Origin of the sequence: Methanobrevibacter acididurans (assembly GCF_046197875.1) — an archaeon.
GTDB lineage: Archaea > Methanobacteriota > Methanobacteria > Methanobacteriales > Methanobacteriaceae > Methanobrevibacter_A > Methanobrevibacter_A acididurans.
In genome coordinates this window covers 791800-804202 of record NZ_CP166991.1, presented here as the reverse complement: position 1 = coordinate 804202, position 12403 = coordinate 791800, and the positions used below count along the sequence as shown (strand labels likewise).

8 protein-coding genes are annotated in these 12403 nt (G+C 23.6%); 6 read left to right on the top strand and 2 right to left on the bottom strand.

Going from position 1 to position 12403, the window contains the following annotated elements; all coding sequences use genetic code 11:
• Positions 1–881 precede the first annotated feature (881 nt).
• Complete coding sequence (locus ACA135_RS04050; protein ID WP_409199016.1) at positions 882–1349, top strand: hypothetical protein; 468 nt, start codon at positions 882–884, stop codon at positions 1347–1349.
• Positions 1350–1639: 290 nt separating this feature from the next.
• Positions 1640–2911 (top strand): ATP-binding protein, encoded by a 1272-nt coding sequence (locus ACA135_RS04045; protein ID WP_409199015.1) that lies wholly within the window; start codon positions 1640–1642, stop codon positions 2909–2911.
• A 1810-nt stretch (positions 2912–4721) separates the two neighbouring features.
• Here the strand turns inward: ACA135_RS04045 and ACA135_RS04040 are convergent.
• Together ACA135_RS04040 and ACA135_RS04035 are read right to left on the bottom strand one after the other, a co-directional pair.
• Complete coding sequence (locus ACA135_RS04040; protein WP_409199014.1) at positions 4722–5588, bottom strand: type II restriction endonuclease; 867 nt, start codon at positions 5586–5588, stop codon at positions 4722–4724.
• A 30-nt stretch (positions 5589–5618) separates the two neighbouring features.
• Positions 5619–6509, bottom strand: coding sequence for a DNA adenine methylase (locus tag ACA135_RS04035; RefSeq protein WP_409199013.1), 891 nt, complete (start codon positions 6507–6509; stop codon positions 5619–5621).
• 236 nt (positions 6510–6745) lie between these two features.
• Here ACA135_RS04035 and ACA135_RS04030 point away from each other — a divergent pair, with 236 nt between their 5' ends.
• The 4 genes from ACA135_RS04030 to ACA135_RS04015 all read left to right on the top strand — a co-directional run bounded on the left by ACA135_RS04030 (position 6746) and on the right by ACA135_RS04015 (position 12386).
• Complete coding sequence (locus ACA135_RS04030; protein WP_409199012.1) at positions 6746–6916, top strand: DUF262 domain-containing protein; 171 nt, start codon at positions 6746–6748, stop codon at positions 6914–6916.
• A gap of 227 nt (positions 6917–7143) precedes the next feature.
• Positions 7144–8988, top strand: coding sequence for a carboxypeptidase-like regulatory domain-containing protein (locus ACA135_RS04025; RefSeq protein ID WP_409199011.1), 1845 nt, complete (start codon positions 7144–7146; stop codon positions 8986–8988).
• Positions 8989–9296: 308 nt separating this feature from the next.
• Complete coding sequence (locus ACA135_RS04020; RefSeq protein ID WP_409199010.1) at positions 9297–9737, top strand: zinc ribbon domain-containing protein; 441 nt, start codon at positions 9297–9299, stop codon at positions 9735–9737.
• Positions 9738–9800: 63 nt separating this feature from the next.
• A complete protein-coding gene (locus tag ACA135_RS04015; protein ID WP_409199009.1) occupies positions 9801–12386 on the top strand; it encodes a type I restriction endonuclease subunit R, EcoR124 family in 2586 nt (861 codons plus the stop codon).
• Positions 12387–12403: the final 17 nt, after the last annotated feature.

The window sequence follows — 12403 nt, the reverse complement described above, 5'->3', positions numbered from 1 at the left end:
TTTTTTAATTAATACTAAATTGATTAAAAGTATTATAATTCTTAAAGTAATATTCTTAATTTTAAAAGTATTACTTTTATAAAATAATACTATTAACTTAAAAAATATTACTAATTTTAAAGTGAATTTTTAGTAATACAAAATATCTAAAAAGGATTACTCCTTAAAAATAATACTTTAAAACTTATTAGTATTAATTTTACTAGATTTCTTAAAAATTTAATGTATGTATTAAAAATTAATAAGATCCAAAAAATTAATACTTATTATACTAATAGTATTATTTTTTAATTTATACACCCTATTACTTCTCCACTAAATAAGTAATAATTTTAATATAAAAAGTATTACTACTATTATAATAATACTTTTAATAAAATAAATAATACTAATATTAAGATAATACTTTTAATAAAATAAATAATATTATTAATATGGTATTAATAGTAACAAATAAAGTAATAATATAAAATAGTTTTAATAAGATGAAACTATTTACCAAAGATTTAATAATTAAATATCCAAAAAATATGAGGAGGATCCTATAAAAAAGTGAGAAAATACTAAAATAGTATAAGTACATATACATCAACTTATATAAATACATGATTTTAATCAAAAACTTAAAATATTCTAATACTACTTAAGAATAATTCAATTTATATTTCTTTTTTTATAAATTAATTTTATATCAACAGTTTAATTTATTAATTTAAGTTTAAATGTTTATATAATTATTTATTAATTTTTTGAACTGTTTATAGTAAAGTATTTAATCTATAAAACATAGATATAACTACACTAATTTCTTATTTATTTTTTTAAAGAATTAGTACCTAAAAATTTATATATTCTATAAAAATCAAATGGTGAAAAAATAGATGAGCAATAAAATAACCAAAATAGGAATCATATTACTAAGCCTAATACTAATAACCAGTGTACTAACTAGTGTATATGCAGCAGATGTAACTGAAACGCAATTTGCAGATTTCACATTCAAACATTCAGATGACTTACAAAGAACAGATTCACAATCACAAGATACTCATGGAATGACTTTTAAAGATAAGAATAACACAATGTACACAATACGAGACGATTCTGGAGCAATACCATCAAGTTATCATTCAAGTTCAAAAGATATTAAAATAGGTAATTGGACAGTAAATGAAATAAAATTAGATGATACAGGATCAGACACAGTATCATACCAATACAATATAGAAGTAAAAAATAAAAATGTTGAAATATTTGTTATAGTACAAGACAATGTAAATGCTAATTGGGATGCAACCCAACCAGGAAACCCAGTAAATTATATAATAAATAGTATAACAGAAAAATAAATAATAAATTCTATGGGGTTTAAAATAAACCCTATAATTCCATTTTTTTAAATTATTTAAATATTAAATTACTCTTTTTAAAAATTTAAGTCTTATGCATTGAAAAATTTAAATTCCACAATCATTATTTATATATTATTTAAATTTATACTCTAGCTAGATTCTAATTTTATCACAAAGTAGTTAAATAAAATATCACAAAATGGTTAAGTATATTACCACAAAGTAGTAAAGTATAATATAATTAAGATAAAAAAATATTACTTAATAAGTTCTAATTAGTGATAAAAATGGAGAATAAATATTTAAAAAGGTTAATTGATGAAGAAATTGATAAATATTTAGAAATGATAGGTGCAATCCTTATAATTGGTCCTAAATGGTGTGGAAAAACTACAACTGCAGAGCAACATTCAAATAGTATACTTAAATTACAAGATCCCGATAAAACTAAAAACTATTTAAAAATGGCAGAAATTAAACCATCATTATTACTAGAAGGTGAAAAACCAAGATTGATTGATGAATGGCAAATGGCACCTGTTTTATGGGATGCAGTTAGAAATAGTGTAGATAATTTACATGAACAGGGATTATACATTTTAACAGGTTCTACAAGTGTTGATGAATCAGAAATTTATCACTCCGGTACTGGAAGGATTCATAGGCTTCTTATGAGGCCAATGACATTATTTGAAAGTAATGAATCTAATGGAAAAATCTCAATAATAGATTTATTTAAAGATCCTGATTTAAATATTGAAGGTATTAAATCAAATTTATCAATTGAAGATTTAATTTATGCTTCTTGCCGTGGGGGATGGCCAGAAAGTTTAAACTTAAAAACAAGAGAAGGTCAATTATTTGTTGTATCATCTTATCTTACCAATATTTGTGAAAGTGATGTTTCTAAAGTTAATGGTGTTAAAAGTGATCCTAATAAAGTTAGGATTATATTGGAATCATATGCACGTAACATTTCTACACTAGCTAAAAATTCAACAATATTAAAAGATATTAATGCTAATTATGAAGATATTAGTAAACCTACTTATTATTCTTATATTGATGCATTAAAAAGATTATATGTTATAAGAGATATTCCTGCGTGGTCACCTAATATTCGATCTTCTACTGCAATTAGAACTAGTCATAAAAAAGAATTCATTGATCCATCTATTGCTGTTGCTGCATTAGATTTAAGTCCTGAGAGTTTAATTCAAGATTTGAATACTTTTGGTTTTATTTTTGAAAACTTATGTATTAGAGATTTAAGTGTTTATACTCATAGTAATGGGGGTAGAGTTTCTTATTATCATGATAGGTATGGTTTAGAATCTGATTGTATTTTACATTTAAAAAATGGTGATTATGCTTTAATTGAATTTAAGTTAGGTAGTAATGAGATTGAAAAGGCTTCTAAAAATTTACTTAAATTAAAGAGTTTAATTAATGAGAGGAATATGCGTCAACCTAAATTTTTAGCTATTATTACTGGTGGTGAATTTGCATATACTCATAGTGATGGTATTAAAATTTTACCTATTGGTTGTTTAAGATAAAAATTTTATTATTTTTTTATTTTTCTTTGGCTTTGTAGAAACCCTATTTTTTTGGTAGTTGTGTTGATCTGTGGATGTTGTAGATTAGGTTTTTGAGTTTTGTTTCTTTGTTTGATAGTTTTAGTGTTCGGCTTCGGTTTGTTCCGTTAAATAGTCTTTTGATTACGCTGAATACTCCTTCTACATTGCTTCTTAGACTGTATATTTTGGGTCTGAAGATGGATATGCTGTTAAGTCTGTAATGTCCTTTTTTGGCTCTAGTTTTAATTGGTATTTGGTCAAAAGCTCCAGTGTATTCGTTTATACATTTTCTTATGGGGTTCTGTGTCGTATGCTCATGTCTGCTAATATGTAATGAGGGGGTGATATTTTTTTGTTTGTCTTATGGAATTGATTGCGAACTTGGTGTCACTTCTAGGTCCTCTTTGAGTTGCATAATTGAGGATTAAACGAGTTTTTATGTCTATTGCGATATGGTTTTTAACATAGCTTTTTCGTTTCTTTGGCTCGTATTATTGCATAATATTTGTCAGCATAATCGTTGGTGAATCCATGATCCATCAAGGGCTATTATTTCTCCACTTATATCATGTTGAGATAATATTAATTTGGTTGATTTTTCTTAAAGTACCAGATGGTAGTTTTTGGAAAAATTTTTGGATTGTAGTGTAATGTGGGACCTTTTTTATCCGTAAATATTTAATTATATTGGTCAGATAATTGTAAAAATTGAGTTATATTCACGATATGTGCTTTTAGTATAAATTTTAAGTGCTAAAATAGTGAATAAAACATGGTTGTGTGTATAAAATGATTGCTAAAATAATTAGAATAAGTATTTAAACTTATTTTTGCATAGTATAAATGTGGTTTCAATGATATTTTAACAGTTGATTATTTGTTAAATCTTCATTATGATTTTTTAAATGTCTTTTTATAAAATTTTTTGTAAGGTTTTTCAAAGTTAAAATCCGAAAGATTATAATTGCTTAGAAAACAAATAATTACTTGGAGAATGGATGTTTTTATTTGTCATATTAATATTTATTCTCCATTTTAATATTAATACTTATTCTTTACTTATTTTAAATATCATAGGTACTATTTCAAGTGTAAAGACTTGAAACCTTCTTAAAACTTCTTAAAACTAAATTAAAAGAAATCGAAAAAACAAAAACATCAAGGTACAATTTCAATTGAAAAAAAATTAGAAAAAAAATAAAGGGTTTCTACAAAACCAAAATTAATAAATTATTTGAAGAATATAAAAACTCCTCCAGAGAATATAATAATAAAATTAAAGAGTTAAGTTCAGAGTCTAAAAAATTAGAAAATAAAATCAATAACCTAGAAAAAGGAAAAGGACATCATAAACAAGATTTAAAAAATAAAATTAAAAACTTAGAAGAAGATAATGAAAATTACAAAAAAAATTTAATAGATAATACTGATTTAAAAAATAAAATTAAAAACTTAGAAGAAGATAATGAAAATTACAAAAAAAATTTAATTGACAATACTGATTTAAAAAATAAAAACAATAACTTAGAAAAAAAATTAGAAGAATATAGGAATCTAGATAACTTAACCGATGTTAAAGAAGAATTCATAAGTCTAAAAATAGAAAAAATAGATTTAGAACGTGAACTTAAAAAGAAATCAGATGAAATAGAAAAATTAACCTATAAAAACAGAAAATTAGAATCAAAAAAATAAAATTTAAAATAAAATAATCAATTAAATTTTTTTTATCATGCAGGATACACTTCACCTTCATAATCAATAATAATTTTGTAATATAATATTTCTTTTATATCTCTTTAAGGATATGTTTTAAATTATTTTTTAACATATTATAATTAACTAAATAATCTATTTTTGGAGATACTTCTTTTAAAGTGTTTTTCATTTTCTTCCATCCTTGACCATCAGTTACCCATATAAACATCATATTATTATTTTTTATTTCATTTTCTAAGGGTACATAGGAGTTAGCTACTTCAATAGGTTTACTTCCTGTGCTGTTATAAAAATTACATTCTATTGCAATTTTTTGGATTCCATCTTTACTTATAATAAAATCTGCTACCTTAGTTCTATGTATTCCATGAATATATGTTTGGGCTTCTACATTGTAACCTTTAAAGTTTTTAATTTCTTTTTTCAACATCTTCTCCATTATTGTTTCAAATGATGTTCCACTACGATTTTTCCGTGCATTAGTATCTAAACCTACTTCTGTTCCAATTAAATAAGTGTATAAATCATCAATTTCAGCAAACAGTTTCAATAAACCAGTTTCCCTACAGAAGTGTATTATGTCTGTTGGATTAAATTTTCGTTTATGGAAATTATATACTTTAAAAGATTCATCAAAAATATCAACTTCATTTGGGTGTTTCTTTTCATAACGGATTGCAAGTATTGATGGTATAATTGGTACAACTTCTGGATATTTCTTTAATATGCGTTTAAATTGAGATTCAATTTCATCTTCTGGAACTTTATTTAAACTATTTAATATATTGATTTCCACTACATTCTTTTTAACTTTAGTGAATACTTTATCCCAATTTACAAAGAAATTAAAAGTATGATTAGTTGGTAGGAGTGTTTTGTAAAAATCTCCATAATATTCATTTAAGCTACTGTAATTTAATTCATTAAATTTAACCATTTTAAAAATAATCCCCCTTTTTTATAATTTTTAGTAATTTTTTATTAATAATTCAGTAATAGTTCCTCTTTTTTTTGCATTACTATTAATACTTCTTTTAGCATTAACTCTTTCAATATTGAAATCAGAATATAAATCATCAAAAAAATTATCCTCACTATCAGTATTTTTTGGATCACTATTGCTTAAAATTATTTTAGCATCTTTTTTATTTATTCTTTTATAAAATTCACTTAATTCAATTTGTTCTTTATCCTTAAATTCATTACCCGTATAATTTGTAAAACTGCTAGACTTGTTTAAAGGCCGGTAAGGTGGATCTAAGTATACTAATGATTCATTATTAATTAATTCTTCACAGTCAAGGTATGAAGCATTTTTAATATTCACATTTTTTAAAATATTATGATCGTTTATAATGTTTTCTTCATCACAAATAGTAGGATTCTTATATTTCCCAAAAGGAACATTAAATTCCCCTTTCCTATTTAACCTGAATAATCCATTAAAACCAGTTTTATTCATGAAAATAGTTTTAGAAGCTCTTAAAATATTCTCATCATTATAATTATTAAAATCAAATGTTTCTAATTGCTTATTAAATTCACTTCTAAGATTCAAATAATACTTTTTACGGTTAGGAGTATCTAATTTAAGAAATTCATCTTCTAATTCATGTAATATTGAAATAAGTTTTTCTGGATCTTTTTGGATAACATTATAAACAAGAATTAATTCTTTATTAATATCAGAAATATAAGCATTCTTAATATTAAAATTACACATTAAATAAAAAAATACAGCACCTGCACCAACAAAAGGTTCAAAGTAATATTCAATCTCACCAGAATCAAGAATAGATTCAGGTAATCTTTTAACAATTTCAGGAAGTAACTGTTTCTTACCTCCAGCCCATTTCAAAAAAGGCCTACCTGTTAAAATATTTTTATTATAAATAGTCTTTTGCATAAAAATATTTATGTATATTCTATTATAAAAAAACAGTTTTTTTTCTTAATTCTTTTTAATTTATAATATATATTTTCAATATGGATCTTCATTAATTCGTGAATTTTTCTTAAAAGTTTTATGAAAATTTATTTAATAGTTTCACCTAATAATTATTAATATAAAAAAATGTTAAGGGAATGTGTTTTATGAAAAGTAGTGATAATGTTTTTAGTATTACTCAATTAAGTATCTCTCACTTGGTATCTAATATAAATTCTGGAGATTATTCTTTACCTGATCTTCAAAGACCTTTTGTATGGAAAGATAGTCAAATTAGAGATTTATTTGATTCTTTATACATTGGTATAACGACATAAAAAGTATAGAAAAACCAAAATTCCTCACCCCTTCAAAAAAATAAAATAAAAAAATTAAACATTTTCTAAAAATCCAAGAAAATATAAAAATGTTTATAGTATAAGTATAATATTTAGGATTAACATGATAATTTTTTAAATATAACATGAATAATTTGATAAAAAAATGGTCATGTTTCAATAAAATTATGAATTATAAAAATTTTTTTTTTGAGGTGACAAATAAAATGTTTAAAAGAAACATTCAAAAGATATCAGCAATCCTAATACTCTTAACCGTTATGATTGTTGCTATTGGAGCTGTATCTGCAGCAGAAATTCCAGTTACAGGTAGTGATGGTTCAGTTAATTCAGATATTGACACTGGCACTATTATCAGTAATTCCACAAATCTAGTTATTGCAGGTAATCTAACAACTGATGAAGCAACAACTCACATACCTGAAGGCACTCCTTTTAATGCAACATTTAAAAAGAATACTTATTACACTGATTCTCCTAAAATCTGTGTAGATAATAATATCTATATGGATAAACAAGGAACACCAGTTGATGAAGGTAAAACAATTATCAATGGTACCAATATAACTTTAAGCAATACTGGATCTTTTAATGCAACTTTCACTATAACTGATACAAACCATAAATTAGTTTCAGGACAAAACTATTTCCTACAAGTAAACATAGCAAACAATACTGCAGCATACTATGGAAATAATAGTACCAATACCTATGCAGTTTTATCAAGTAGTGATGTTAATTTAATAGAATTTATTTATTTAGCTCCTTCAGCTATTATTACATTAGATAATAATATATCTAATATAATTTATGGGGATGACTGGAGTTTTAGTGGAACTTTAACAAATATTAATGGTACAAAATTAGCAAAAGAAGAAATATACCTTTATGTAGGTAAACAGCAAGTTGACATAATAAAAACTGACACTAATGGTAAATTTATAATTAATTATTCTACATATAAGACTTTAACTAATCCTGTAAATTTAAATGCTAGTACTAAAGCTTATACTTTAACTTTTTATTATAATGGAGTTACTGCAAATGCTTATTTAAATGTAGCTAAAAAGAATGTAACATTAGTATCTAAACTTAATGTAACTATTGCCAAATTAAATGATAAAGTACTATATACTGTAAGTTTAATAGATGAAACTGGAAAATTAGTTAATATAAGTTATGGATTCAATGATAGAACAGGATTTAAATATTTAGTGCAAGATTCTAATGGTAAAATCGTAGAAGACTATGATATGCACATTATTAACGGTACATACCTAGATGATGACTTTTTAGGTTATGGTCATGATTTCCAAGCAGGAAATTACAGTATAACAACTTATAATATGGATAATCCAAACTTCAATGCTAAAAACACAACAGTTACATTAAATATACTTCCATCAACTAATATTACAACAGTTTTAACTATAAATAATTTCAGTGAAGTTGTAGGTGCAAGTAAAAATTTAACTGGAAAACTAACAAATCTTAATGGAGATCCTATTATAGGTCAAAAAATTGCATTAAACCTCACAAGATTAAGTGATGGTGCAAGTAAAATCTATGTGGTTACAACTGATACAGAGGGAGAATTCCAATTAGAAATCAATTTAGCAATAGGAAAATATGGGGTTAGTGCTACCTACCCTGGTTTCACAAGTAAAGATAACATTACTTACTCTCCAGCAGGACCTGTAAAAGCAAGTCTAAATGTAACAAGTGAACCTACACCAACCGATAATCGTACAAGCACTGTTTTAACAATTGAAAACTATACAGGTGTTTATGGTACTCCAAAGAATTTAACCGGTGATTTAGAAACTATAAATGATGTAGAATTAATTGGTCAAAAGATTCCATTAAACCTCACAAGATTAAGTGATGGTGCAAGTAAAATCTACTGGGTAACCACAGATACTGATGGAGAATTCCAATTAGAAATAAATTTATACCCTGGAAAATACACAGTCTCTTCTACATTCCCTGGTAATAAACTTTACAAACCATCAAACAATGCAAACGCTACTATAACTGTAAAAAGTAAATAATTAAACAATTTTTTTTAAAAAGGGGATTTTATTATTACCCCTTTTAATCTTTTTTTATTAGGTTTAAATTAAATTATTTCACATAAAATTTCTGTATTGATTCTCCACATTTTTAGGTTAATATTTAATAATTTAATTCATTTAATGAAATTAATTCAAGAATTAAATCACAAATTATAAATATTTAATAATTATAACTAATATTATTATATAAAAGTGGGGGTTTAAACTATTTTTTTTAAATTTTCACTTATATTTTTTTTTAAATATAAATAAAAAAATGGTAAAAACTATTGGTGAGTAATTAAATGGTGAAATGTCCAAAATGTGGTAAAGAGAATCGTGAAGGTGCAGCATACTGTATTAAATGTAATCAACCACTAAATAATAATCAAAAAGATTCTGGAAATAATAAGAAAATTTTAATTGGTATTGGGATAATTGTTATAATTGCAATTATTGGTATTGTTTTAGCTTCAGGCGCATTAAATCCTGCAACAAACACACCTGCTGTTGTAGTGAATAATACAAGTACTAACACTACAAATACTGTAGTTAGTAATGATTCTAGTAATACTAGTAATGCTGAATCTAGTAATGTTTATGTAAGCAGCTCAAAATCTAACAAGTTCCATGTAGTTACTTGTGAATGGGCTAAAAAGATTAGTGAAAATAATAAAATCACATATCCTTCTAGACAAGCTGCATTAGATGGTGGAAAAGTTCCATGTTCTGTATGTAACCCATAAAAAATTTTTTTAATATTTTATTTATTATTACTTTTTTTTATATTAAAAGGGATACTGTTTTTTATGAATTTTGAAACAGAAAAAGATTTAGAAGATAAATCAATTCAAGAATTAACTAAGTTAAATTATGAATTTATTAATATTAACACTATTAAAGACTTGAAAACTAATTTTAAAAAACAATTAGAAAAATTCAATCATACTAAAATAAGTAAATCTGAATTTAAAGAAGTATTAACCTATATTAATAAAGGTTCTATTTTTGAAAAGTATATTAAATTACACGAAACTTATACAATTAATTCTAATAAGAAAATAAACTTCATTAGTACAGATTATACTCAGAATATTTTCCAAATAAGTAATCAAATAAAAATGAAGAAAAAGTATAATAATCGTTATGATATCACTATACTAATTAATGGTTTACCATTAGTTCAAATAGAATTAAAAAAAAGAGGAGAACCCATTATAGAAGCTTTTAATCAAATAGAAAGATATAAAATTCAATCTTATAATGATCTTTTTGATTATATCCAAGTTTTCATAATTAGTAATGGTGCAAGTACTAAATATTTTTCAAATGGAAATATTAAAGATTTTAATTTTAATAAAACAATTTACTGGATGGATGAACAGGACAATTTAATCAGTTCTTTAAAGAGTTTCATAAAATCATTTTTAAACCATGATAACCTTACAAATTTTCTAAATAAATACATAATATGTGATAAAAAGAAAAGTAAATTATATGCTCTTAGACCTTATCAAATAAAATCAATTAATAAGGTTTATAATCAAATCAGAAAAGGAAAGAATGGATATATATGGTATACTTATGGTGCAGGTAAAAGTTTAACCTCATATAAGTTAGCAGAATTATTATCCTCTGATTTTAAAGATAAAAAACTTGTATTTTTAACAAATTTAAATAATTTAAATAAATATCCAGGCAATAAAATTGCAAATAATACTAAAACATTCCTAAATAAATTAAAAAAAGATGAAAACTTGATTATCACTACACCTAAAACTGTATACAATGCAATTCAAAATGATGATAATCAGTACTTAATTGATGAGGAATTCATTTTTATTTATAATGAAATAAATTGGATAAATTTTAAGAATAATCCTAAAATCTTAATGGATTTCTTTAAGAATAGTTTATTCTATGGATTTACAGGTACTCCTTATTTCAATAAGAATAATAATCATGAAATAACAAGTAAAAGTATATTCAATAATCTTCTAAACACTTACTTATTAACAGATGCATTAAAAGATCATAATCTCTTAAATATAGTAATAGATTATTATGATTCAGGTTCTGATTATGGATCTAGTGAAAGAATTAATGAAATTTGTAAATTAATACTTAAAGATTATAAAGATAAAACCTTTAATAAGAAATTCAATAGTATCCTAATTTTAGATAATAATACTTTAATACCTAAATATTATTCTAGATTAAAAAAAACAGATTTAAATATTGCAACTTTATTAAAATTTAAAAATAATGATAGTTTAGTGAATAATAAACACTTCAGAGATTATTATGAAGAATACTTAAAAGATTATAATAAGAAATATAAAACTAAAATAGATTCAAAAAAACATACTACAATAGATAATGTGAGAAAGATTTATGAAGAAGACTTATTTGAAAAACTAAGACAAGGCAAAATAGATTTATTAATAACTGATAAAACATGTATAAAAGATAATGAATATTATAATACTAATTATAGTCTAAAACAATGTAAAAACTCATTAAACAATACAATCTATGCTGATACAGATTTAAACTGTGAAGAAGTACAAGATTTAATATCCTTTATTAATCAAATAAGTGAAAATAAAAAATATGGAAACTTAATCTTTTTTAATAATATTAAAGAAACTGTAGATAAATCCTTAAAATATTATAATAATAAACATAAAGATGATAAACAATTAAAACCTTACAATGAATACATTAAAACTTGTAATAAGATTATAATGGAATTAAAAGAACTTATTTTAAAACCTGAGGATATTTTCAAATTAAAAACCTTAAAAGATAAAGAACAATTCATAAACAATTTTAAAAAATTAGAATATACTATACATGTTTTAGAAAACTATTACAAATTCACATATGAAGATTTAAAAATAAGTCATGATCAATTTAACGATTATAAAGGAATATATAATCTTCTCAAATCTGAAATCAAATCAAACCTACCAAACAAAACAGATACGAAAATAGAATTAATCCAAACCGATACAGTAAATTATGAATACTTAATTAATTTAAAAGATCCAGAATATTTAAACAAATTCAAGGTAAATTTACAGGGAGAAGATTTTTTTAAATTATACAATGAAAATGAGGATAATAATGATTTAATAGATTTAAAAACATTCATAAGAATTTATGGTGAAGACTTTAAAATATGTTCCAAATGTAAAAACTTATACCCAAATGGTACAGATGTAAATTACTGCCCAAATGGATGTGGAGAATTAATAAACTTAAAAAAATACTTAGAAAAAAATGATTTAAACACTAAATACTGTCCAATATGTAATGAAACATACAATAGTGATGATATTTACTGTGATACCTGCGGTGTGAAACTAAAAAATAAAAAAGATAATATTTAATAAGGGGAGTCAAAAAG

Bases quoted from the DNA above. Each gene is read 5' to 3' on its own strand.
- ACA135_RS04040 (WP_409199014.1), bottom strand. From the start codon at position 5,588: ATGGTTAAATTTAATGAATTAAATTACAGTAGCTTAAATGAATATTAT.
- ACA135_RS04025 (WP_409199011.1), top strand. From the start codon at position 7,144: ATGTTTAAAAGAAACATTCAAAAGATATCAGCAATCCTAATACTCTTA.
- ACA135_RS04015 (WP_409199009.1), top strand. From the start codon at position 9,801: ATGAATTTTGAAACAGAAAAAGATTTAGAAGATAAATCAATTCAAGAA.
- ACA135_RS04050 (WP_409199016.1), top strand. From the start codon at position 882: ATGAGCAATAAAATAACCAAAATAGGAATCATATTACTAAGCCTAATA.
- ACA135_RS04020 (WP_409199010.1), top strand. From the start codon at position 9,297: ATGGTGAAATGTCCAAAATGTGGTAAAGAGAATCGTGAAGGTGCAGCA.
- ACA135_RS04030 (WP_409199012.1), top strand. From the start codon at position 6,746: ATGAAAAGTAGTGATAATGTTTTTAGTATTACTCAATTAAGTATCTCT.
- ACA135_RS04045 (WP_409199015.1), top strand. From the start codon at position 1,640: ATGGAGAATAAATATTTAAAAAGGTTAATTGATGAAGAAATTGATAAA.